Origin of the sequence: Actinophytocola algeriensis (genome assembly GCF_014203735.1) — a bacterium.
Classification (GTDB): domain Bacteria; phylum Actinomycetota; class Actinomycetes; order Mycobacteriales; family Pseudonocardiaceae; genus Actinophytocola; species Actinophytocola algeriensis.
Genome location: NZ_JACHJQ010000002.1, coordinates 918,313 through 940,420 on the forward strand (window position 1 = coordinate 918,313; position 22,108 = coordinate 940,420).

The 22,108-nt window shown below is 71.3% G+C and carries 22 protein-coding genes and 1 pseudogene; 13 read left to right on the forward strand and 10 right to left on the reverse strand.

Features of this window, described 5'->3' with window-relative positions; all coding sequences use genetic code 11:
• Positions 1-17 precede the first annotated feature (17 nt).
• Complete coding sequence (locus tag FHR82_RS10385) at positions 18-170, reverse strand: hypothetical protein (protein WP_184810057.1); 153 nt, start codon at positions 168-170, stop codon at positions 18-20.
• A 217-nt stretch (positions 171-387) separates the two neighbouring features.
• On the opposite strand from FHR82_RS10385, the gene FHR82_RS10390 reads away from it, so the two are divergent.
• Together FHR82_RS10390 and FHR82_RS10395 are read left to right on the forward strand one after the other, a co-directional pair.
• Positions 388-1,011 (forward strand): RNA polymerase sigma factor, encoded by a 624-nt coding sequence (locus FHR82_RS10390; RefSeq protein ID WP_184810058.1) that lies wholly within the window; start codon positions 388-390, stop codon positions 1,009-1,011.
• Complete coding sequence (locus FHR82_RS10395) at positions 1,008-1,892, forward strand: hypothetical protein (RefSeq protein ID WP_184810059.1); 885 nt, start codon at positions 1,008-1,010, stop codon at positions 1,890-1,892. Before FHR82_RS10390 ends, FHR82_RS10395 begins: the two co-directional genes overlap by 4 nt.
• Before the next feature lie 95 nt (positions 1,893-1,987).
• Here FHR82_RS10395 and FHR82_RS10400 read toward each other — a convergent pair whose 3' ends face one another.
• The 3 genes from FHR82_RS10400 to FHR82_RS10410 form a co-directional block, all read right to left on the reverse strand.
• On the reverse strand, positions 1,988-2,461 hold the full coding sequence (locus FHR82_RS10400) for an ATP-binding protein (RefSeq protein WP_184810060.1): 474 nt from the start codon (positions 2,459-2,461) through the stop codon (positions 1,988-1,990).
• A gap of 103 nt (positions 2,462-2,564) precedes the next feature.
• Positions 2,565-3,239 carry a response regulator gene (locus FHR82_RS10405; RefSeq protein WP_184810061.1) on the reverse strand — a complete coding sequence of 225 codons (675 nt, stop codon included), beginning with the start codon at positions 3,237-3,239 and terminating at the stop codon, positions 2,565-2,567.
• Positions 3,236-5,224, reverse strand: a complete 1,989-nt coding sequence (locus FHR82_RS10410) for an ATP-binding protein (protein WP_184810062.1) — start codon at positions 5,222-5,224, stop codon at positions 3,236-3,238. The genes FHR82_RS10405 and FHR82_RS10410 overlap by 4 nt, the downstream gene beginning before the upstream one ends.
• Positions 5,225-5,403: 179 nt before the next feature.
• Here FHR82_RS10410 and FHR82_RS10415 point away from each other — a divergent pair, with 179 nt between their 5' ends.
• Positions 5,404-7,002, forward strand: coding sequence for a carboxylesterase/lipase family protein (locus tag FHR82_RS10415; RefSeq protein ID WP_184810063.1), 1,599 nt, complete (start codon positions 5,404-5,406; stop codon positions 7,000-7,002).
• A 123-nt stretch (positions 7,003-7,125) separates the two neighbouring features.
• A complete protein-coding gene (locus tag FHR82_RS10420) occupies positions 7,126-7,281 on the forward strand; it encodes a DUF6131 family protein (RefSeq protein WP_184810064.1) in 156 nt (51 codons plus the stop codon).
• 103 nt (positions 7,282-7,384) lie between these two features.
• Here the strand turns inward: FHR82_RS10420 and FHR82_RS10425 are convergent, their stop codons facing one another.
• On the reverse strand, positions 7,385-10,618 hold the full coding sequence (locus FHR82_RS10425) for a tetratricopeptide repeat protein (protein WP_221463598.1): 3,234 nt from the start codon (positions 10,616-10,618) through the stop codon (positions 7,385-7,387).
• Between the two features lie 97 nt (positions 10,619-10,715).
• On the opposite strand from FHR82_RS10425, the gene FHR82_RS10430 reads away from it, so the two are divergent.
• The 4 genes from FHR82_RS10430 to FHR82_RS10445 all read left to right on the forward strand — a co-directional run bounded on the left by FHR82_RS10430 (position 10,716) and on the right by FHR82_RS10445 (position 13,092).
• Positions 10,716-12,086 (forward strand): APC family permease, encoded by a 1,371-nt coding sequence (locus tag FHR82_RS10430; RefSeq protein ID WP_184810066.1) that lies wholly within the window; start codon positions 10,716-10,718, stop codon positions 12,084-12,086.
• Positions 12,087-12,203: 117 nt separating this feature from the next.
• The gene (locus FHR82_RS10435; RefSeq protein WP_184810067.1) at positions 12,204-12,623 is read left to right on the forward strand and encodes an ATP-binding protein; all 420 of its coding nucleotides are present in this window, start codon (positions 12,204-12,206) and stop codon (positions 12,621-12,623) included.
• Positions 12,620-12,898, forward strand: a complete 279-nt coding sequence (locus tag FHR82_RS10440) for a DUF3253 domain-containing protein (RefSeq protein ID WP_184810068.1) — start codon at positions 12,620-12,622, stop codon at positions 12,896-12,898. Before FHR82_RS10435 ends, FHR82_RS10440 begins: the two co-directional genes overlap by 4 nt.
• Positions 12,895-13,092 (forward strand): hypothetical protein, encoded by a 198-nt coding sequence (locus tag FHR82_RS10445; protein ID WP_184810510.1) that lies wholly within the window; start codon positions 12,895-12,897, stop codon positions 13,090-13,092. The genes FHR82_RS10440 and FHR82_RS10445 overlap by 4 nt, the downstream gene beginning before the upstream one ends.
• Positions 13,093-13,233: 141 nt before the next feature.
• Here the strand turns inward: FHR82_RS10445 and FHR82_RS10450 are convergent, their stop codons facing one another.
• Entirely contained in the window at positions 13,234-13,611 is a 378-nt protein-coding gene (locus FHR82_RS10450; protein WP_184810471.1) for a histone-like nucleoid-structuring protein Lsr2, read from the reverse strand.
• Positions 13,612-13,894: 283 nt separating this feature from the next.
• Between FHR82_RS10450 and FHR82_RS10455 the strand changes: the two genes are divergently transcribed.
• Positions 13,895-14,455 (forward strand): VanZ family protein, encoded by a 561-nt coding sequence (locus FHR82_RS10455; RefSeq protein ID WP_184810069.1) that lies wholly within the window; start codon positions 13,895-13,897, stop codon positions 14,453-14,455.
• A 56-nt stretch (positions 14,456-14,511) separates the two neighbouring features.
• Here FHR82_RS10455 and FHR82_RS10460 read toward each other — a convergent pair whose 3' ends face one another.
• Positions 14,512-15,591, reverse strand: a complete 1,080-nt coding sequence (locus FHR82_RS10460; protein WP_192772841.1) for a HEAT repeat domain-containing protein — start codon at positions 15,589-15,591, stop codon at positions 14,512-14,514.
• Between the two features lie 429 nt (positions 15,592-16,020).
• On the opposite strand from FHR82_RS10460, the gene FHR82_RS10465 reads away from it, so the two are divergent.
• Entirely contained in the window at positions 16,021-17,436 is a 1,416-nt protein-coding gene (locus FHR82_RS10465; RefSeq protein WP_221463599.1) for a DUF6357 family protein, read from the forward strand.
• A 178-nt stretch (positions 17,437-17,614) separates the two neighbouring features.
• Positions 17,615-18,382 (forward strand): DUF6357 family protein, encoded by a 768-nt coding sequence (locus FHR82_RS10470; RefSeq protein WP_184810072.1) that lies wholly within the window; start codon positions 17,615-17,617, stop codon positions 18,380-18,382.
• A 508-nt stretch (positions 18,383-18,890) separates the two neighbouring features.
• On the opposite strand, the gene FHR82_RS10475 is transcribed toward FHR82_RS10470, so the two are convergent.
• Positions 18,891-19,370, reverse strand: coding sequence for a carboxymuconolactone decarboxylase family protein (locus FHR82_RS10475; protein WP_184810472.1), 480 nt, complete (start codon positions 19,368-19,370; stop codon positions 18,891-18,893).
• Between FHR82_RS10475 and FHR82_RS10480 the strand changes: the two are divergent.
• A pseudogene (locus FHR82_RS10480) lies at positions 19,311-19,535 on the forward strand (RNA polymerase subunit sigma-24); the annotation flags it as partial. The gene FHR82_RS10475 and the pseudogene FHR82_RS10480 sit on opposite strands and share 60 nt — an antisense overlap.
• Before the next feature lie 88 nt (positions 19,536-19,623).
• Complete coding sequence (locus FHR82_RS10485; protein WP_184810073.1) at positions 19,624-20,118, forward strand: hypothetical protein; 495 nt, start codon at positions 19,624-19,626, stop codon at positions 20,116-20,118.
• Positions 20,119-20,498: 380 nt separating this feature from the next.
• On the opposite strand, the gene FHR82_RS10490 is transcribed toward FHR82_RS10485, so the two are convergent.
• Complete coding sequence (locus tag FHR82_RS10490; protein WP_184810074.1) at positions 20,499-21,302, reverse strand: hypothetical protein; 804 nt, start codon at positions 21,300-21,302, stop codon at positions 20,499-20,501.
• A gap of 221 nt (positions 21,303-21,523) precedes the next feature.
• The gene (locus tag FHR82_RS10495; protein WP_184810075.1) at positions 21,524-21,964 is read right to left on the reverse strand and encodes a hypothetical protein; all 441 of its coding nucleotides are present in this window, start codon (positions 21,962-21,964) and stop codon (positions 21,524-21,526) included.
• Between the last annotated feature and the right edge of the window lie 144 nt (positions 21,965-22,108).

The following is a 22,108-nucleotide window of genomic DNA, read 5'->3' on the forward strand; positions in this document are numbered from 1 at the left end:
CCTGGGGACGTCGGTGGTCAGTCCGGTGGCGTGGGTGCGGGCGCGGTCTTCGACGGGTCGTCTTCCGGTGCCGGCTGCTGACCGGAACCGGCGGGCGGCTCGTCCTGCCCGCGGAACTCCTCGACCAGCTGGTCGAATATCGGCGTGATCGTCGCTGGTGAATCCGGCACGAAGTCCTCCCCGACTCGATGCGAGCAGCGGAGTGAGTCCGGGACGCCGAGGTCAGGGGCGCCTGCCAGAACCCACTCCTCCAGGTCACCTCTCCTCCTGCCTTGGCGCACGAAGGGCCGGACGTGTCACAGTCGTGGCGGGGTGTGACGTTTTTGACGCTTCGTACGCCAGGTCTGGCGGGGCGGCGTGCACCCTTCGGGAGGTTGTGGTTTCGGCATGACGGATGGTCAGACGGCGGCTGACCTGTCCGCGGCGGTGCGGGCGGCCCGTGGCGGGAACGAGGCGGCGTTCCGGCAGCTGTACCGGGAGGTACAGCCCGGTCTGCTGCGCTACCTGCGCGGCCTGGTTCCCGCGCAGGACGCGGAGGACATCGCGTCGGAGACCTGGCTCCAGATCGCCAGGGACATCCGCGGCTTCCGCGACGAGGGTGCGGGGTTCCGCGGCTGGGCGGCGACCATCGCGCGGCACCGGGCGATGGACCACCTGCGGTACACCAAGGCCAGACCCGCCGCGGCACTACCGGACGATGTGCTGGTCAGCGTGCCCGGCGACGCCGACACCGCGGATCAGGCCGTCACGGCGACCGCGACGGACGCGGCGATCGCATTCATCGCGACGTTGCCCCGGGACCAGGCCGAGGCCGTGTTGCTGCGGGTCGTGATGGGACTCGACACCCGGGCCGTGGCACGCGTCATGGGCAAGCGGCAGGGCGCGGTGCGCACCGCCACCTGGCGGGGGTTGCACCGGCTCGGTGAGCAGCTCGAGCAGGGTCACGTGGAGGAGATCGGCGCGATGGGTGTGACGTGGCCGGGTGGCTCGACGCCAAGGACGACAGGATGAGCACGAAACCAGCACGAGGAAATGACCGGCAGCCCGGCGGGGACCTCCCCACCGGGCTGGACAGCGACCGGCTCGCCGCCGTCCTCCGCGCTGCCGCCGCGCCCGCGCATCCCGGAGAACTGGCAGGTGAGGAGGCCGCGCTGGCCGCGTTCCGGGTGGCCGCCGCGACCGTTCCCAGCCGTCCGTCGATGCTGCGGACCGTGCTCGCGAAGGTGCTCACCGTGAAGGCCGTGATCCTGCTGGCCGTGGCCGGGTCGGCGGGCATCGTCGTGGCCGCCACCGGCGGGGTGCTGCCCACTCCCTGGTCAGCGGCCCCGCCCGCCGCGGAGAGCAGCACGGCGGCTCCCGCGCCCACGTCGGCGGACCGCAGCACCGAGGCCGGCGCGCCGCGACCGGCGGAGTCCTCGGCGCCGAACGCCTCACCGGTCACCGAGCTGTGCCAGCGGTACGCGGCCCACGACCAGCAGGGGAAGGCGAAGGCGCTGAACGACCCGGCCTTCGGTCCCCTGGTCGCCGCCGCGGGCGGCAAGGGCAAGGTCGCCGACTACTGCGCGACGCACTCGAAGCAGCCGCCGAAGCCCGGCAAGCCCACGAGCAACGGCAAGCCAGAGCCCGGGAGCGAGCCCGAGAACGGCAAGCCAGAGAACAACGGCAGGCCCGAGGAGAAGGGCAAGCCCGAGGACAGACCGGGCAAGGAACCCGAGCAGACCGGCGACCACGGCAAGCCGACGGAGACGAACCAACCGAGGAAGACCGGCAACGGCGAAGCAGACAACCCCCGGCGGTCGGCCACCACGCCGGCCCGCCCTCCGACTCCGGGCCACCCCGCCCACGGCGTCGCCACCCCCCGCGACGCCGGACCGCCGTCTCAGGGCGGCTGACCCGGACAGAGTGGGTCCGGGCCGGGCCACCACCGCCGGGTCGTCCCGCCCGGACCCACTCACCACGCAGGGGTTGACCAGACCGGCCCTGGCTGTCAGTCCAGGTGCTTCCACTTCGGCGACCGGGACAGGTGCGGTGCCCGGCCGTTGGTCGTGTGAGCGACCAGGGGCAGCTCCGCCCACACGGTCTTGTGCCGTGGGTGGCGTCGCACTCCCCACCTGCTGGCCAGGCGGTCCACGAGCGTCAGCCCGCGCCGCCCGGCGCGGGCTGCCATGCGCGGCTGTGCCGGGCCGCTGTCATCGACCTCGATGAGCAGGCAGCGACCCTCGTTGACCAGGTACAGGCGGCCGGCACGCGGTGCCGCGCCGTGCCGGTGGGCGTTGGCGGCGAGTTCGTCCGCCACCAGAACGGCGTCCTCGACCACGACACCCGACTGCCCGTGGAGCAACTGGCGGACCAGTGTGCGGAACGTCGGGAACGACGTCCGGTCCAGGTCACATGCGACAGCGGGATCGCCGTCTCCACGGTTCGGGTCGCTTCCGTCCGGACCCCGCGGCTGACTCGTCATCATCACCTCGCACCACCACCGATGCGGAGGCGTCTCGTAGTCGTCAGTGGGCAGATACCCGGCTCGACGGACGCCAAACACGACCGGCGCGAGGTTGTCGCTGTCAGCGGTCGACCAGGCCCGCCTCGTTCGCCAGCAGGCCTGCCTGGGTCCGGTTGGCGCAGTCGAGCTTGACGAGCATGCGGGAGACGTAGCCCTTGACCGTGGCCTCGGTCAGGAACAGGCGCCTGCCGATCTGTGCGTTGGACAGGCCGGCGCCCAGGTGGGTGAGCACCTCGGTCTCGCGTTCGGTGAGCGCCTCGACCTGGCGGCGGGCCCGTTCCCTGTGCTGCTCCTCCGCCGAGGAGGCCGCGACCAGCCGGCGCGTGGCTTCCGGGGACAGCACGGTGTGCCCGTCGGCGGCGACCCGGACCAGGCTGATCAGGTCCTCCGGTGGTGTCGACTTCACGAGGAAACCCGCGGCGCCCGCCCGCAGCGCGCGCAGGACGTACTCGTCGGCGTCGAACGTCGTCAGCACCACGACCATCGGCCGGTCCGGCAGCGCGTTGATCCGCTCGGTCGCGGCCAGCCCGTCCATGCCCGGCATCCGCAGGTCCATCAGCACGACGCGCGGCTGGTGCCGTCGCACCGCGGCCAGCGCCGCCGCGCCGTCGTGCGCAAGGCCGACGACCTCGATGTCGGGTGCCGAGGCGAGGATGGTGCGCAGGTGGGCGCACACCATCGGCTCGTCGTCGGCGATGACGACACGGATGACGGCAGTGGCCGGGTCGGGACTCATCGGCTCCGCTCCCCCACGGATGTCGACGTCGGCACGTACGCGGGCAGTGTCGCATCGACCGTGAAGCCGCCCGCGGCGGTCGGACCGGCCCGCAGCGTGCCGTCGACGAGCTCGACGCGGTGCCGCACGCCGAGCAGCCCGGTGCCGGACCCGCCCGCGGCGAGGTCCGGGTCTCCGCCGCGCGGTCCGGGCGGTGGGCGGTCGTTGCGGATCTCGACCCGCACGCACTCCACGGAGTAGCGCACCCGCACCCGCACCGACGCGCCGTGCGCGTGTTTGCGCACGTTGGTCAGTGCCTCCCCGACGATCCGGTGGGTCGTCCGCGCCACCGTCGGTGACACCGCGGCCGGGTTGCCCTCCTCGACGAGATCGACGGGAACGCCGACGGCGGCCGACTCCTCGGCGAGCCACGCGAGGCCGGCGAGCTGCCCGGTCACGGGCACCTGGTCCGTGCGCAGCGCGCCGACCAGGCCCGTCAGCTCGTCGAGTGCGCGCTGCCCGTTCGCGACCAGCTCGGTCGCGGCCTCGGCCGGTGCGAGCTCGGTCGCCCGCGCCATCATGTCGCGCACCCGCCCGGCCACGATCCCGTGCATCTCCTCGCCGAGCCGCGCACGTTCGTCGGCGCGGGCCCGGTCGGCCAGCAGCGCCCGCGCCCGGCACGCGCGTTCCGCGCGTTCGGTGAGGGCGGCGAGCACCCGGCGCCGCGCCCCGACCGAGAGCCCGAGCAGTGCGGGCACGCCGACGAAGGCCGCGGCGGCCGTGATCACCGGCAGGTGCGGCGCCCACGGCCGCGCGGCGAGCGTCACCAGGCCCAGCACCAGAGCCGTGCCCACGACAGGCCGCCGGGAGTACGCGCCGACGGCGTAGGTGGCGAGCGGGGTCACGGCGGGCACCAGCAACAAGGGGACATCGCTGGTCAGCAGCTCCCCTGGCGCCGCAGCGACCGAGGCCAGCGCGAGGGCGGTGACCGCCAGCACGACCAGGTGCGGGTGGCGTCTGCGCAGCACGAACGCGGCCGCGACGGGGAGCTGGATCGCGATCTCCGCCCACGGGACCACCAGGCGCATCGCCGCGTCGGCCGGGTTCCAGGACGCCGCGAGGGCGGAGAGGGCCACCGTCACGAGCACCGCGATCGCGGCGGCGCGGAGGTCGGCGCGGCCGATCCGGGGCGGCCGGGGCGCCACCGGCGGCCCTGGCACCTCGGGTGCCGGGGCACCGGAAGGCCGGGAGCGGAGCACACCGATCAGGTCGCGCAGCTCGACGAGCGCGTCGCACCCGGTCGCGCGAACGTGCTCGGCCGTGTCCCTGGTGGTGTCGTCGGCCGCGGTCACCCGCAGCGCCCCGGCGTGCAACACCATGAGGCTGACCCGGTGGGTGACGGTGTCGTGCAGCTCGACGGCGAGCCGGAGCCGCTCCTCGGTGCGGGAGCGGCCGGCCTGCAGGTCCCGTTCCCGTTCAGCCTCCTCTGCCCGCTCGGTCAGCGTCCGCACGAGTTGCGCCCGCGCGGCGAGGTAGCAGCCGAACAGCATCGGTGCGGCGACGTACACCAGCCCGCCCGCCGCCGTGGGCACGGTGGTCGACCACGGGTGCACGGCGACGACCGTGAGCACCCCGGTCACGCCCCACGTCCACCGCTGGTCCTGCGCGTAGCGGTGACCGGCGTGGAGCACGAACGCGGGGGCGAGCGGCATCAGCAGGTTGGTCGGATCGGACGCCGTGGCGACCGCGCCGGGCGCGAGGAGCGCCCACCCGGCCATGCCGGCCACGACGACGCCCACGAGACCGAACCGCGCGTCCAGCCGGAGGCGGGTGGTCGCGGCCAGCACGCACCCGACGACCACGAACCCGGCCGTCCCGGCGAGTGGGCCGTGCGCGGGGCGCCCGTCGGGCAGCCACAGCGGCACGACGAGCGCGACGCAGGCGGTGACGAGGAGGACCGCGCCGTCGAGGACCCGTTCCCGGCTCGACCACCGCGCACGCTCCATGCGCTCACGGTAGGCCCACCACGGCGTCCCGCGCTCCACTCGGGACACGAGACCCGACGAAGGTCCGCACGGGTACCTACTTTCGTAGGTGCCGCCGACCGCCTTGGGCGCTGGCGGCGACCACCCCGCGTCGTCTCGACTGGACGCCGACACAGGACACGGATGATCGGGGACGAGAGATGACGAGCCGGCGAACACCGGTGCTGGTGACCGCGGTGACCGCGGTCGCGGCGGGGGTGTTGTGGGGCGCGACGGGCCAGGCCCAGGAGCTGCCGGACGGCGACCGGACGGTCGTGTCGACCGAGTCCGGCGCGGTGCGCGGCGCCGTGTCCGGGACGACCCGCACGTTCCAGTCGATTCCCTACGCCGCGCCGCCGGTGGGCGGCCTGCGGTGGCGGGACCCGGAACCACCCGCGCCGTGGCACGGGGTGCGGGACGCGACGAGCCCGGCACCCGCGTGCGCGCAGGGTGCGGGTGAGGTGCAGGGCGGCAGCCGCGCCGAGGACTGCCTGTACCTGAACGTGACGACACCCGCGACCACGGCGAAGAAGCGGAAGCCGGTGATCGTGTGGGTGCACGGCGGCGGCTTCTACATGGGTGCCAGCCGCAACTACCCGGCGCGGCGGCTGGTGGCGGGCGGCGACGTGGTCGTCGTGACGGTGAACTACCGGCTCGGTGTGTTCGGCTTCTTCGGCCACCCCGGACTCGCCGGGTCCGGCACCTTCGGGCTCGCCGACCAGCAGGCGGCCTTCGGCTGGGTGCGGCGCAACATCGCGGAGTTCGGCGGGGATCCCCGCAACGTCACCGTCGCGGGCCAGTCCGCGGGCGGGATCAGCACCTGCGCGCACCTGACCTCCCCCGGTGCCGCCGGGCTGTTCGACAAGGCCGTCATGCAGAGCGGTTCGTGCGACACGGCCTGGGAGGCCAACACCGAGTACCGCGGCCAGCCCGCGGATGCGATCTTCGAGCCGCTGCACCGGGTCGAGCAACAGGGCAGGCAGACCGCGACCGGCCTGGGGTGCGGGCAGACCGACACGGGCGCGGCGCTCGACTGCCTGCGGGCACTGCCGGTCGACGCGCTGATGCCGGTGCTGCAGAAGTACATCCAGCCCGCCTACGGCTCCCCGGTGCTGCCGAGGAACCCGGCCGACGCGATCCGCGCGGGCCGGTTCCACCGCGTGCCGGTGCTGACCGGCCAGACCCACGACGAGGCACGGCTCGCCACGTCGATGTACGACAACTTCCAGTACCCGATGAGCGAGGAGACCTACCAGGCCGTCCTCACCGAGACCTTCGGCGACGACCGGCCCGAGATCGAGGCCCGCTACCCCAGGGAGGACTACGACTCGGCGGCGCTGGCGTGGAGCGCGATCACGACCGACAGCAAGTGGACGTGCAACCAGTACGAGACGTCCGGCAACCTCGCCAGGCGGGTGCCGGTGTACCACTACGAGTTCGCCGACCCGGCCGCGCCGCCGATCTCGCCGCTGCCGCCCGCCATGCCGATGGGCTCCTACCACTCGGCCGACCTGTGGTCGCTGTTCGACCTCGCCGGTATCACACCGGAGCTCACCGAGGACCAGCGGCAGCTGTCCGACCGGATGATCGGCTACTGGACCGCGTTCGCCGCGAAGGGCGACCCGAACGCGGCGCCGGGCCCTCGGTGGCCCGAGTTCGGTTCCCCGGCCCGGCCGCACGTGCTGTCCCTGGCCCCTGACGACATCGGCCCGGTCGACCTGGCGGCCGACCACCAGTGCCGGTTCTGGGCCTCCCGGTAAGACCATCGACCGGCCGACATTGCTCCGTTCGGCGCGTTTCGCGCCGGAGGGCCCGGGTACCTAGCGGCACAACGGAATCCACCGGCGCACTTCTCTCGCGCCCCTGCGGAAAAGAGGATCCAGTTGATCGTCTTGGGTGTCATCCTGCTCATCATCGGGTTCATCGCGGACATCTCGATTCTGTGGACGATCGGGATCATCCTGCTCGTCGTCGGTGCCGTGCTGGCCATCGTCGGCGGCACCGGGCGCCTGGTCGGCGGTCGCAAACACTGGTTCTGACAAACAGGTTCCGCACGCGACGAAGGAATCTCGCGCGGGGAGTGCCGCCGACCGGGGTCGGCGGCACTCCCCGCGCGTCATCCTGGCCAGGAACCGGCGACGGTCACCTGGTCGACACGTGCAGGGCGGCCGATGCCTGCTCTTCCAGGAGGCGGAACCCGCAGGAGCGCGCGATCGACACGGCTCGTTCGGCGGTGTCGCTCGCCGCGGCCGGGTCACCGGCGAGCAGCCGGGCGGTGGCGAGGCCTGCGAGGGCGCGCGCCTCGACGAACGGGTAGGTGTCGTGTGCGATCGTCAGGCAGTCCTCGAACCACTGGATGGCGGCGGTCGTGTCGCCGAGGGCGAGGTGGGCATGTGCCACGGTCGCCGAGGTCTGGGCCGTGATCTTCCTGTCCCGCACCGTGATCGCCATGCCGTGCGCCTGCCGGGCCACCTCCAGCGCGGTGCCTGCGTCGCCTCGTTGCCTGTGCAGCTCACTCCACTCGTCCAAAGTGGATAGTTCGCCGCGCAGGTTCCTGCCCTTCCGGTAGGCCGCGAGCACGTCGGTGAGCAGTTCCTCGGCCTGCGTCTCCGCGCCGAGCTGACGCAACGCGCTCGCCAGGTTGCCCCGGTTGGCCAGCGCGGAAGTCTCCCGGCCGGTCGCCTCGTTGATCTCCAGCGCGGCGCCGAGCAGATCGGCGGCCTCCCGCAACTCGCCCTGGCACAGCCGCAGCACCCCGAGCGCGTTGAGCGCGACCGCACGCACGTGGCCCAACCGGTCGTCCTCGGTCAGCTCGAGCACACGCTGGAGCCGCTCCTCCGCGGCGGCGAGCCTGCCCTGCTCCAGGTAGATCCACGCGACGTGGTGGGACAGGTAGGCCACGGCCGTCGTCCAGCCCGAGGCGACCGCGAGCCGCTCCCCGGCGAGGCAGTCGGCGAGTGCCTCCTCCTCGCGGCCGACCGACCACAGCGCCTGACCACTGCTGATCAACATCGCGGTCCGCGCCAGGTCGTCGCCCGCGCTGGTCGCGGCGGCCAGACCCGCCTCCGCCGCGGGCACCCAGCCGTCGACGTGCCTGCGCACCATGAAGTACCCGCGCAGCTGGTCGGTGATCCGCCAGGACAACGCGGGCTCCTCGGACGCGGCCGTCTCCAAGACGACCGCGACCAACGCGGTCACCTCGGCGTCCAGCCAGGCGAGCGCGTCGGCTTCGGACGTGAAGACCGCGTCCCGCTGGGCGTGCGACTCGAGCCGCACCAGCTGCGGGTACACCCACTCCATCGCGGCGGTCACCGCGTCGGCGTACCAGGCGTGCAGCCGGGACCGCGCGGGCGCACGCTCGGCGTCGTCGGCGAGCAGCCTGCGGGCGTACAGGCCGAGCAGGTCGTGGAACCGGTAGCGCTCCGCCGAGTACTGCATCAGCATGTTCGCCTCGAGCAGGTCCTCCAGCAGGCGTTCGGCCTCGGCCGTCGAGATCGCCAGCAGCGCACCGGTGCTGTCGGCGCCGAAGTCGTCACCGGGGTGCAGGGCGCACAGCCGGAACGCGCGCTGGGCCGCGCCACTCAGGTCCGCGTAGCTGAGCTGGAAGCTGCTGAGCACGCTCGACTCACCGGTGGCCAGCTCGGTGAGCCGGTGGTTGTCGTCCCGCAGCCGGGCGGTCATGTCGCCGATGGTCCACGCCTGCCTGGTGGCCAGCCGCGCGCTCGCGATGCGCAGCGCGAGCGGCAGCCGTGCACACGCCTCGGCGAGGGCGCCCGTCGCGCCGGGATCGGCGTCGGCCCGGTGCGCCCCCGCGGTCGCGGCGATCAGGGCGACCGACTCCGCCGGGGTGAGCGGTTCGAGATCGACGACGTTGAGCCCGGCGAGGCCGGGCATCCGGCGCCTGCTGGTCACGATCACGTCGCTGCCGCCCGCACCGGGGAGCAGCGGCCGGATCTGGTCGGCGTCCCGGGCGTTGTCCAGCAACACCAGCATCCGCCGGTCGGCGAGCTCGCTGCGGAACACCGCCGCCGCTTCGGTCACGTCGGTCCCGATGCGCCTGCTCGGCACGTCGAGCGCGCGCAGGAACCGGCCGAGCACCTGCATCGGGTCCGGCGGGCTCGTGGTGGCGCCGCGCAGGTCGGCGTAGAGCTGGCCGTCGGGATAACGCGGGCGCAACCGGTGCGCGGCGGCGAGCGCGAGTGCGGTCTTGCCGACCCCGGCGATGCCGTCGATCAGCACGACCCGGGACGACGCCGGCACGGTGCCGTCGTCCGGTCGCGCGAGCGCCGCCTCGATCCTGTCCAGCTCTTCTGCCCGGCCGACGAAGTCCGGCGGCGCGGCGGGTGCCTGCTGGATCGCGGCCTGCTCCGTCGCACGGAGTGCGTGCCGGTCCCGCCTGCGGAGCACCGCGAGCTGGGCCGACCGCAGCTGCTCGCCGGGGTCGATGCCGAGCTGGTCACCGAGTGCGGACCGGATCCGGTCGTACGCCGTGAGCGCCTCGGCCTGCCTGCCGCTCGCGGCCAGGGTCAGGACCAGCTCGGCGTGCAACGGCTCGTCCAGCTCGTGCCTGCGCGCGAGGTCGTGCAGCGGTGCCAGCGCCTCCTCCGGCCTGCCGAGGTTGCGCGCCAGCGTGGCGTACGTCCGGACCGCGGCGGCGTACTCGCTGGTCACCGACGTGTGGATGGGGCTCGACACCACCCGTTCGACGTCGATCTCACCGCGCCACAGCGCGACGGCACCGGCGAGCCTGCGCAACGCCTCTTCCGGCACGTCGTGGGCGGCTCGCGCGACGAGGTCGCGGAACGCCAGCAGGTCGAGGTGCTCGGCGTCGACCGCGAGCCGGTACCCGGCAGGACCGCCGACGAGCACACCACCGGTGCGCGAACCGATGCCGAGCAGGCGCCGCAACCTGGTCACCTGGGTGTGCAGCAGGCCTGCCGCGTTCTGCGCCTCCCCGTGCCCCCACAGCAGGTCGATGAGCTCGTCCTGGGCGACCACCGAGCCGGCACCGAGCGCGAGCCGCGCGAGCAGCGTGCGTTGCAGGCCGGAGCCGAGAGCGGCCTGGACGTCGCCGTGCCAGACCTCGACCGGACCGAGCACGCGGATGCGCAGCGGACCGCCCCCGACCGGCGGGACGTCGACGTGGGCCACGTCACCGGTCCCCGCGGCGGCGTGCAGGTGCTCGGTGTCCTCACCGCTCAACCCGAGCGCGGTCGCGATGGCCTGCACCGAGTTCCGCTTCGGGTTTCTCGTCCTGCCCTGTTCCAGGTCGCGGATCGCGCCGGCGCTCACCGCCGCCTGGTCGGCGAGCTCACGTTGCGTCATACCGGCGCGCCGACGATGAGCTCGGAGCAGCCCGCCGAACCCAGTGATCACCGGGCAATGCTAACCAGGAGGCGCGGAGGCCACCCGGCGTGCCACCGGAGCAGCCGTTCGTCGAGCACCAGCCCGCGGGTGCGGTGAGACTTGTCGCATGCCGTCCCTGAACCGGGCTGTCACCACACCGCTGCTGTTCCTGTTCATCCTCGGCGACATCCTCGGCGCCGGGGTCTACGTGCTGGTCGGCGAGGTCGCGAGCCAGGCGGGCGGCGCGGTCTGGCTGCCGGTGCTCATCGCCCTCGGGCTGGCCGTGCTGACCGCGGGCTCCTACGCCGAGCTCGCCACCAAGTACCCCCGCGCGGGCGGCGCCTCGCACTACGCCAACCGCGCCTTCGGCCCGTTCGCGGGCTCGGTCGTCGGGTTCTGCATGCTCGCGGCCGGCGTGGTGTCCGTCGCGGCGCTGGCGCGGGCGTTCGGCGGCGACTACCTCAGCGAGTTCGTCTCACTGCCCACCGCGGTCGTCGCGACCATCGTCCTCGTCGCGCTCGCGCTGCTGAACATCCGCGGCATCAAGGAATCCCTGCGCGCCAACATGGTCGCGACGATCATCGAGGTCAGCGGGCTCTTGTTGGTCGTCGGGCTCGGCGGGTGGCTGATCCTGCGCGGCGACGCCGACTTCAGCCGACTCACGGACTTCGGGAACTGGGAGGGCGCCGCGATCGGCGGCGTGCTCGGCGGCGCGGTGCTCGCCTACTACTCGTTCCTCGGGTTCGAGACGTCGGTCAACCTCGGCGAGGAGACCAAGGACCCGCGCCGCGCCTACCCCCGCGCGCTGTTCGGCGCGCTGGCGGTCGCGGGCGTCATGTACCTCCTGATCGGGGTCGTCGCCAGCGCGGTGGTGCCGACCGACGTGCTGGTCGAGTCGAGCGGTCCGCTGCTGGAGGTCGTCCGCGAGGCCGGTGGCGTGCCGGAGTGGCTGTTCAGCCTGGTCGCGCTCGTCGCGATCTCCAACGGCGCGCTGCTCACCGGCATCATGTCCTCCCGGCTCGCCTACGGCATGGCACGCGACGGGCTCCTGCCCGCCGTCCTCGCCACGGTGCTGCCCCGCCGCCGGACCCCGTGGGTGGCGGTCGTGGTCACCGCGGCCGTCTCACTCGTCCTCGCGCTGACCGGTGACGTCGCCGGGCTCGCCGCCACACTGGTCCTGTTGCTGCTCATCGTGTTCACCGGCGTCAACGCGGCCGTGCTCGTGCTGCGCCGCGACCGCGTCGAGCAGGACCACTTCCGCATCCCCGTGATCGTGCCGTGGCTCGGCATCGCCTCGTGCCTGCTGCTGTTCACCCAGATCGAGGCGGACGTGTGGCTGCGCGGGCTCGTACTGCTCGCCATCGGGCTGGTCCTGGCGACCGTCAACGCGGTCCGTGCCGGCCGCGGCCACCTCGACAGCCATCTCGACGACACTCCGGACGACCGCCTCGATGACAGCACGGTCATGGCCGATCCGGAGCGGTCGGAGCAGGACTGAGCGTGGTGGTATCCGCACTCTCCGTCAACACGGCGGCCGCGCGGACAACGCCGGGCCGGTTCGGATCCGGTGACCGGGGTATGTCCACGACGGACTGACGGACCAGGGAGGCCGACGATGCGGGATCCACAGGTTGGTGCCCCGGTACCCGCCGCGGACACGGAGCTCGACGAGTCACTGATGTGCGAGAACCTGGCGGTGGTGCGCCGCGAGATCGAGCGGGTCCTCACCGGCATGGACCGGGAGCTGGTCCAGGACGTCGAACTGGTCGCGACCGAGCTCGCGTCCAACGCCTGCGACCACGCGGACCACCCCCGGCAGCTGCGGCTGCGCAGGGGGGTCGAGCAGCACGACCAGACCCTCCTCATCGAGGTGTGGGACGCGACGCCCGACCTGGCCCCGGTGGTCGGCACGTCCAGCCTCGGTGACCACCGCGGCCGCGGCATGAAGCTCGTGACCAGGCTGTGCGACGACTGGGGCGTGCGCAAGGACTCCGACCGCAAGGTCGTGTGGGGCCGCATGCGGCTGGCCCGGTGAGCGCGACCGACGACCGGCTGGCGCGGACGATCCTCGCGCTGACCCGCGAACGCGGCCCGGACAGCTCGATCTGCCCGTCCGACGCGGCCCGCGCGGTCGGCGGCGAGAACTGGCGCGAGCTCATGGCACGGACCCGGGCGGTGGCCCGTGAACTGGCCAGAGAGGGCCACGTGGCGGTCACGAGCCGGGGGCGTGTGCTGTCGCCGAACGGCACGTGGCACGGCCCGGTCCGCATCCGCGGCGCCGACTCATCGACAGATCACTCGTTTGAGTGACCGTCACACGGGTAGCCCTTGATCAGGACATAACCGGCGACGAGGAGGAGATGACCATGGTCAGGCCAGCCCGCCGCACGAGCAACGCAGCCGGCTCGGTGATGAGCACGGTGATGAGCGTTGTCACGCTGCCGTTCCGTGTGCTCGGCCAACTGTTCGGCGGTCGTCGCCGGCGCACCGCCCGGACGCGCTGAGCCAACTCGCCAGGGGCCGGCGAGGTGCACCACCTCGCCGGCCCTTGGCATGTCCGGGCGGGACCTGCTGCCGGGAAAGGCGATCGCGTACCGCCCGGAGCCCGCGAAACGCGGTTTCGCGGGCGCGGACCAGACAGGCGATCAACTCTTCTTCCTGGCATTCCTTCGCTTCGAAGGTTTCGCCGTCTTGCTCTCCTTGTACGCCTCGATGACATGGCCGGGAATCCGTCCGCGACCGGACAGTTCGTAACCGTTCTCGAGCGCCCACTCCCGCACGAGGGCCGCCTCACCCGGATCAGCCGACCCGCGAGCCGGCGCGGTACCACGACGCAGCCGCCCACCGGTACGGCGCGCCGCGGCGACGTACTCCTCGAAAGTTTTGCGAAGCTTCTCCGCATTCGGAGAACCGAGATCGATCTCGTACGTCACACCGTCGAGTCCGAAGGTGAGCGTGGAGACGTCATCCGATGAAGTGCCGTCGAGGTCGTCGACCAGTTGCACCAGAACCTGTTGAGCCATTTTCCTACTTTCCCGCGGAGCTTCGTGCACGATACGTGGGATGCGCACACTGCATACAGTATGACTGTATCAGAACCACAACAACAACCGGCACCCAAAAATGGCGGCGACCACATATTCACGAATTGCCCCAGCACGGATATACCCCAATGCGGACCGGGGTTCGCCGGTGGTACGCCCGGCGCCACCAGGTCCGATGTGGACTGGTGGATGGTGGTCGGGACATCGAATCAATCGATCCGCTCCGCGGTAGATTTCCCCGGTCGGGCGGAACGGAGGCAGCGTGATCAGTGGGGGGTACGCCTGGCTCGGTACGTTCACCGGCATCGCGGTCATCACGGTGGCCGCACTGCCGTTGGCCGCGCTGACGGTGTGGGCTCTGGCACGCCGCCGGATTGCCGGCGGCACCACGACGGCGTGGGCGTGGCGCAGGTCGCTGGCCGAGGTCGGCATCGTCTACGGGACGGTGCCGTGGGTGTGCATGACCATGTTGCCCGGCGGCCAGGCAGGCGCGGTCCCCGGCCGGGTGAGCCTGGTGCCGCTGCGGGACCTGCTCATGATGTCGGCCGGCCAGATCGTCGGCAACCTGCTGGTGTTCGCCGCGCTGGGGTTCCTCGCGCCGCTGCGGTTCGCGGCGCTGGCGTCGGTGCCGCGGATCCTGGCGCTCGCGGCGAGTTGCTCGGTCCTGGTCGAGACCGCGCAGTACGTCCTGCGGCTCGACCGGGTGTCCTCTGTGGATGACGTACTGCTCAACGCCGCCGGCGCCGGCCTGGCCGCGCTGGCGACGCGCCGCTGGTGGCGGGACACCTCCGTCGACCATGCCTCGGCCGGTGCCGCTGTGTAGGTGCGGCCGGCAGCGGCCTCCCGCGGCGACGTGGGCTCATGCCGACGTGCGAGTGTTCACAGATCGAGTCCGGCGGCCATGGCGATGGAGAGACGTCGGCCGCGGCTGAGCGGAGCGTCGGCGAGCAGTTCCGCGATGCGTTGTTTCCGCGCGCTGGTCGGTGTGAAGTACATCGGTGGCACGGGCTGGCGGGCCAGGGCGGCCACATGCGGGTCCGTGTCGCGAACGAGTTCGAGATCCGCGATGACCGCTTCCCAACCGCCGTGGCGCCGGTGGAGCCACCAGGCGCGGCGACGGAGTTCCGGATCCGCTGCCTGTTTGAGCGGCGCGAGGTCGGGAAGGGACCACAGTCCTGGGCAGTTGGTGAGGACCTCGCCCGCGAGCCGGGCCACCCGCGAGTGCTCGCTGCCCACCAGGCGGAGCAACAACGGGACGTCCTCGGCGGTGGCGACGTCCCGGAGCAGCGACAGACCGACTTTCCGCAGCGCGGGCTCCGCGCTCTGGACGAGGTCGAGGATCTCCTCGCGCACGACCGGCGATCCGGTCTCGCCGAGCCCGGTGTAGGCGCGTGCGCGCACGGCAGGCGTGGCGGTGGAACGCGCGACCGCGGCATAGGTGGTGGCCGGGTCGTGTCCCATTTCCTGCCGGCGCCGGCGGGCCCACAGTCGCACGAGCACCGAAGGGTCGACCAGAAGCCGCTCCACGTCGGCAGGGTCGAGCTCCTCGGCTGTCAGCTTCACCAAGCCCGCGACGCGCCCCTCAGCGGAACGGCCGCGAAGCAGCACCCTGGCGATGTCCTCTGGCGTCGCCGCGTCGGCGATGACCCGGATGAGCTGCCTGCGGACGACCTGGTCCCCCTCGTCGGGGAACGACACGACCGCGTCCCGCGGTCCGATCAGCCCGGAGTCGAAGCTGTGCCGGAAAGCGGCACGCCGGACCGCGAGGTCGGCACAGCCGCGCAGGCGGGCCCACACGCCGGCCTCGCCGTGTTCGGTGACCAGTGCGCGCAGGTACGACGGCAGGACGTCAGCCCCCCGGCCGCGCAGCTCGATCCGTTGCAGCAGCGGCACGATGTGGTCGGCGTGGTCCAACGCCGAGCGTCGCAGCACCTCCCGCGTCGCCAACTCCCTGACCACTCCGATGTGGTCGCTGACCCGGACCGCGAGTGCGCGATCGCCCAACGGATCGGAAGAGGCGGCCAACGACCGGACAGCGCGCTCGCGTACGTGTCCGTCAGGGTGCATGCTGCCCAGCACCGCGACGACCGGCAGCGGCCCCTCCAGCACCTCCCGCGGCCTTCTCCGCCCCTCCCAGCGCCTGCCCTTCGTCACCGAACCGGCGGGCGTGATAGTCGATCCGCAACAACTCGCGTGCGGTCACGGCGACAAGCCAGGACGCGGTCTCCCCCAGCGACACCCTGTCATCCCGCACGACCGCCGCGGCACTGTCACGCAACCGGTGACGGATCTGCGATGGGCTCAGCACGCAGCCGATTCTGACGGCTTCGCGACGATCAGTCACCCGGATTGCCGTGAGGCGCCCGGCTCCATTCTCGATGTTCCACGATGTCGCCTCGCGTGCACGGCTGCCACGTGGGCGGATCGTGCCATTCCCCTGCGAACTCGAGGCTGAGCGTGGTGACATGCGACGTTCAGGGAAGAGTCCGAACCCGACACACCAAGGACGCGATGAGACCACTGACCTTCAGCGACGACAAGGACGAGGAGCAGAAGTGGCTCCCGGGTGGCCCTCAATCCGCCGTCGACGCGTTCCTGGAGTTCGTCGCCCGACACCGTGATGTCGACAACACGTCGTTCGGCATCGAAGATGAGGAGAACGAAGAGGCGCTGTTGTTCATGTTCGAGGTTGGGGCCATCTGCCGGATCAGGTGGGGGCAGAACTCGCGGAACGAGTACCGCGTCGTCACCAACCGCGGCGACTACCGGACCCAGGCGAGCTATTTCGTCCGCGGCGGTTTCACCGCCCTCGACCGCCACGGCCCGTGGATGCCGGACGTCGACAGCTTCAAGCGTGCACGATCGGCTCACCTCCGCCAACGGGCCGCGCGAGATGCTCACCGAGGCCAGGAAGCACCTGGAGGAGTCCGTGACCAGCGCGGAGAAGAACTCCGGTCCCAGTTCGACGGGTCGGTGTTGCGGCGGACCCATCCGCGCGAGCTGCGCCGTCGGCTGGAGGTCCTGACCTACGTCGACGGACGCGAGCCGACGACGGTTGCCGGGGTCACGCACTGTGGCTTCGGCAACGGCGGCGGCGAGACCGTCAACGCCTGGTTTGCCGCCGACGGTCGCGGCCTGGTGGTGACGTTCGACCACACCAGCGCGCTCAACTCCTCCGACGACGCCCGCGCGCAGGCAGCGCTGTACGACGGCGTACCGGCAGACCTCCTCGATCTGGTGAGGGACGTGCCGGAAGCAGACACGACGCTCGGTGTCTCGCATCCTGACGGCGGCACCCTGGTGGCCGCCACCGGCATCTTCACCTTCTCGGGTCCCTGTGCCATGGCGGACGGCCTGGTGTCCCGCTTGACGGAGGCGCGGTTGGGCGTCGAGGACACCGGGGTCGGTTGGCTGGTGGAGGGCTTCCTCGCGATGGAAGACTTCACCCCCGCCGCGGTCGCGGAGGCAGTGAAGTGGTGGAGCGCCGAGGACATCGCCAGAGGTTTCGCCGCGACGGCCGCGCTTGACCACGAGCGGTCCGCGACCGCGCCACTCGACCGGGAGGCAGCGGACCGCTTCTGCCGGATCTGGGCCGACGCCGGGTACAACGATCGCTGGGGTGTGCACTACGTCCTCTTCGACAGCCGCACACTGGAGGAGGCGGGCGAAGATCGGGAGGAGCTCCTGAGGTTGATCCAGACGCTCGGACTCGAGCGCGTCGACGCCCCGCCGGGAGCCGCCACCGGTGAGGTGTGGGTCCGCACGGACCCCCGTATCGACGCCGAGCTCGAGCACTGGTCATGACCGGTCGCTGCCGTCTGCGCGGCCACGGCCGGCGCCCCTCGGCTTGGGCGAACATCGATGAGGTTCGCGAGGAGCTGCGTCGTCGTTTCGAGGGGATCGGCGAGGAGTCTCGTCCGGTGGAGACTTCGGCGGCATGAGCGAGGTCCTCTTCGCTCGAGAGAACGGCTGGATCCCGTGAGTGGTCCGCGCGGACGGTGAGCTCAGGCTGGAGGTCACCGCCGGAGCCGACGCACTTCACGACCCTCGCACGTTCGCCGTCCCGGTCTCCGCGGCTCACCTCGAGGTGATCGGGGACGACCTGACCCGGCACCTGCTGCTGTGGAGCGCGATCCTGCCCCTGTGCAGTGCCGCCGGGATCCGAGGCCCCCTTGACCAACACGCGGCCGTTGCGCTGCTGGACCCGATCCTCTTCGGCACGCCCGACGACGTCGAGTCGTTGTTCCTGGGCATCCCCTGGGACAGGCGCCGGCTCGTCGCTCAGGGCGCGGACATCGCACTGCTCGAGCGTGGCGAGATCTTCGCCGCGCTGCGTTCCGCGACCGTGGAGTCCGACTGGCATCGCGTCCAGACCTACGACGCGGACCGTGGCCGTGCCCGGCGCGGTGTACGACTCACCCCGCTCGACGCGGCACTCCTCAGGTACACGGGCCGCTACCTGCATTGCGGGAGGCTCCCGACCCGCGAGCCCGATGCCGTCGATCCCGACCTGCTACCCGAGGTCATGCGGGTGATCGCCATCGCCGAGCAGGCGTGCGCCGGGATGCGGCTCTCCTCCGATCGGAGACGAGGCCGGAGCGCTGTGAAGGAGGACCGCGGGTGGAAACGGATCGAGGAGAAGGTCGACCGTGCGGTTCGCCGCGCCTACCCGGATCTCGTCGATGACGCGGTGCGCACCGTGAGCTTCCTGATGTGCTCGGAAGCTGCCGCCCGGGCACGGACAACCTGAGCGCGGACGAAGCGACGGGCTGACTGCCGGTCCTCTGCGGGGCAAGCTGGCGGCGACACCTTCCGGGCCGGTCGCGCGTGCCTGGTGCTGCGCGCGGCGCGCTCCGGCTTCGAACCTCGATCATCTTCGTGGTTGGGGGGTCAGGTGGGGCTCGAGTGCGCGCAGCAGGTCGAGTTGACGACGCAACGCTTCTCGTGGGGAGGAACGGAGGATCTCGCGAATCCGACCTCGACCGGGTCCGCACGGTGGTGCACCGCCGGCATTGTCGGACGCACGTGCTGCCACAGCTGGGCGTAGTGGGCTTTGACTGGCACAGGAGTCCGGTAACGAGACGTCAGCCGGCACGGCAAGCGAGTGTAGGCAACACCTGCTCAGGCAGAACGCTGCGATTCGAGCGGTCGGAGTGGTCGGGCAAACGCACGGTCATGCCCATTCCGTGCGTGACATGCACGGACCCGGCGAGGGTCGGATGTCCCTGGCCGGGTCCGGGCCGGGTTTCGTCCGCCGATCAGCTCGCCATGCTGTCGAACGTGCCGGGTTCGTACGAACCGCCCTTGGTGCGCGTGATCACGAGGAGCCGGTTGGCAGCGTTGATCATGGCGACCAGGTAGACCAGCGCGGCGATCTGGTCGTCGTCGTAGTGCTTGCGTACCTGGGCCCAGGTCTCGTCGGACACTCCCTGGTGAGCGTCGGCGAGCCGGGTGCCCTCCTCGGCGAGCGCCAGCGCGGCCTGCTCGGCCTCGGTGAACACGGTGGCCTCACGCCAGGCCGCGACCAGGTTGATCCGGACCGCGGGTTCGCCGGCGGCCGCCAGCTCCTTGGTGTGGGCGTCGACGCAGTAACCGCAGCCGTTGAGCTGGCTGGCGCGCAGCTCGACCAGCTCCAGCGTGGCCTTCGGCAGCGACGACTGCACGACCGCCAGGCTGGAGTGGCCCCGCTGCTGGCCGCCAGCGAGCTGGCGAGGGCCGCCGCCGCGGCGCCACTGCAGCCGGCACAGGTCAACGGCTACCCGGCGCTGATCCTCCGGCTCGCCGGCAAGATCGACACCGTCGTGGCGGTGCGCATCGACGACGGCCTCATCACCGGGCTCTACGCCGTGCGCAATCCCGACAAGCTGTCGCACATGGAGCGGGAGACCGCCCTGCACCGCTGAGCCCAACCCAACCGGCATCTCCACCCGCACGTCGCTGCCGGCGACGGCGTAGCAACTGTGCCTGTGGCGACTGCGGAATACTGTGCCGATGTCAGATTTGCTGCACCCACCTTCCGAGTTGTCCAAGGCCACCTGGTCCGATGAGGATTTCTCGGTCATGGGGTGGCACGACTGCAGAGTCCATGCGATCAGCATCGGTGAGTACGAAGACGACACTCTGCCGCCGGCTCGGTTGCTCATGGATCTGGACTACATCGTGCGCTGGGTCCATCCGGTACGCCCGGCAAGCCATTTCACCTTCTGGGTCGCGCCCGCGACACTCGTGTTCGAACGTGCGTGGGACATCACCGGCGAGTTCGGGCCGCTCCACGAACTCCTCGAGATCGCCGACCTGCACCGCCTCGGACCACCGGACAACAGTCCAGAGCCGTCCTGGCACATCGAAGGGCAGTCCTTCGACATCCGACTCCGCGCCGACGGCTACCGGCAGTACCTGCGCCAGCCGCCTCGACACATACCCCAGCAGATTCTCACCACGGCCCAGCGCGGCGGGATCAGCTTCGCCGAACAATCCTTCGGCTAATGCTGTGTCCACCAACGTTTGCCGGCTCCTGCGGCAGGTCCGGCCAAGCCGACGGTGATCGTCGTGCCGGGGTGGGCTGGTTTGCTGTGAAAGGCGCGTTCACGGCATCCCCAGTGCCGTGAATGGCGCGTTGAGGTCGCCCAGTGCCCTGAAAGCGCCTTTCACAGCATGGCCAACGCCGTGAACGCGCCTTTCACGGCACAACGGGACGTCGTCAGGGTGCGCAGCGCGCCCCGCAGCCGAGCACCTCCGCGATCTCGAGCGGTGGGCGAAGATCGGCGGGCTCGACAGGCCCGCCGCGGGTGTGGAGCCCAGAGACTCCGGCGGGACGGCGATCCGGCGCACGGCTATTTGCCGCCCCGGACCGGTGAGCCGTAGGACTAGGAGTAGTCGATGCCCTCGTCGTGTACGTCGGTGTCCGAGGTGAGCAGCACGATCCGGAGGCTGTCGCCTGGCTCGATGTCGACCTCCCGCAGGTACCGGTTGTCACCGAGGCTCGGATCGTGCGACGTGCTCGAGGTTCGCGTCGAGGGGAAGCGCTTCCTGGTCCCGACGTTCTCGAGAATCCATTGGTCGCCATAGGTGTAGGGCGCGAAGACCGGATACAGCTTTGCCCACAGCTCGTCGAGGAACTCCTGCATCGTCGTGTCGTCGAACGCCGTGATCGCCACGCTCTTCGGCACGGGGTCGCCGTACCTCTTGGCAACAGCGGAACTGTCGATGACAACCTGGAGTCGCTCGAACCTCTCGTGAGCTTCCTGGACGGCTTCCTTGACGTTCGTGGTGACCTGTTGGGACGGCAGATCGGTCAGATGTTTCTCGATCAGGGTCTCGGCGGTGGCGCGGACGGCTTCCTCGATGGCCCTGTTCCGGTTCCGCTGCGCGATCGTCATCGCTTCGACGAAGGAAGGAAGACTCGCGTTCTTCGTGTAGTCGCGAGGCGCGTACAGCACGTACGGCCTGTGCCACACCACGAAGAAGAACGCAGCGGCGACACCTGCCGGAAAGGTGACGGCGAATATCGCGAGCAGTCCCTGAACCCAGCCGGACAGTTGTGTGGCAACCGCGCCGATCGTTACCTCGGACAACGTAAGAAAGAGCGATATCACCCATATGGGGTTCAGGTTCGCGGAGACTCCTTTTCGATCATGCTGCGCGCCCCTCCGCGTCCCCGGTATGACCACCGTGGCTGAACAAAACCTAGCAACGGGGCCGGGACGAGTCCGGATGCGCTGTGCGGTCCGGATTCCTCGGGTTCCATCGGCCATCGCGACGGCGAGGTCGGCGCCACCCAGCCAGCCGTGGCCGTGACGGGTGGCGGGCAGCGGCAGCGTGGATCCGGTGCTGTGAGGTCGATGTCGGCCGACGGTTCGGCTCGACGCGAGTGTGCGCTCGGTGATCCCGGTCAGCGACGGCTGGTGGCCAGGATGACGAGGAACTGGCCGCCGCCCGCCTCGATGTCGGCGGTCACCGGCAACCCTGGTGCCAGTCGGGAGAACCGGTCCACCAGCCAGTCCGCTGCCTCTTGGGCGTCCTGCCTGGTCGGGCAGCGGGCCACCATCTCGCGGCCCCCCTTGCGCTCCAGCCTCCCGGCAACGGTGATCAACGGCGCGGGTTCGACCACGTGCAGGCGGTCCGGCCAGGCGATGACCACCTTGACCGCGCCCTTGCGGGTGTTGCACCCGCGGTGCGCGAGCCGCTCGGCGACCTTGGCCTTCCGGTCGGCGGTCCGGCTGTCGACGCTGGGCCCCCGCGGGTCGTTCACCGACATGTCGGGGTCGACCGGTTCGTCGCACACCCAGCATCGCCAGCCGTCGCGTTCGGCCACATCATCGAGGAGACTCACCCGGGCAAACTAGCCTGCCCGGCCACTACCCCGCGTACCGCACCCAGGCAAGCGCCACCAGCCTCCGTGGTCACCGGGCGAGGACATCCTCGTCGGCTGAACGCGCGCAGGTGCGGCCGTGCCGCGACGCCGCCAGAGCGTGAC

Coding starts and splice junctions, on each gene's coding strand:
- FHR82_RS10405 (WP_184810061.1), bottom strand. CDS start 3,239: ATGAGTCCCGACCCGGCCACTGCCGTCATCCGTGTCGTCATCGCCGAC.
- FHR82_RS10390 (WP_184810058.1), top strand. CDS start 388: ATGACGGATGGTCAGACGGCGGCTGACCTGTCCGCGGCGGTGCGGGCG.
- FHR82_RS10450 (WP_184810471.1), bottom strand. CDS start 13,611: ATGGCTCAACAGGTTCTGGTGCAACTGGTCGACGACCTCGACGGCACT.
- FHR82_RS10485 (WP_184810073.1), top strand. CDS start 19,624: ATGTCAGATTTGCTGCACCCACCTTCCGAGTTGTCCAAGGCCACCTGG.
- FHR82_RS10400 (WP_184810060.1), bottom strand. CDS start 2,461: ATGACGAGTCAGCCGCGGGGTCCGGACGGAAGCGACCCGAACCGTGGA.
- FHR82_RS10465 (WP_221463599.1), top strand. CDS start 16,021: ATGTCGCCTCGCGTGCACGGCTGCCACGTGGGCGGATCGTGCCATTCC.
- FHR82_RS10410 (WP_184810062.1), bottom strand. CDS start 5,224: ATGGAGCGTGCGCGGTGGTCGAGCCGGGAACGGGTCCTCGACGGCGCG.
- FHR82_RS10415 (WP_184810063.1), top strand. CDS start 5,404: ATGACGAGCCGGCGAACACCGGTGCTGGTGACCGCGGTGACCGCGGTC.
- FHR82_RS10435 (WP_184810067.1), top strand. CDS start 12,204: ATGCGGGATCCACAGGTTGGTGCCCCGGTACCCGCCGCGGACACGGAG.
- FHR82_RS10430 (WP_184810066.1), top strand. CDS start 10,716: ATGCCGTCCCTGAACCGGGCTGTCACCACACCGCTGCTGTTCCTGTTC.
- FHR82_RS10395 (WP_184810059.1), top strand. CDS start 1,008: ATGAGCACGAAACCAGCACGAGGAAATGACCGGCAGCCCGGCGGGGAC.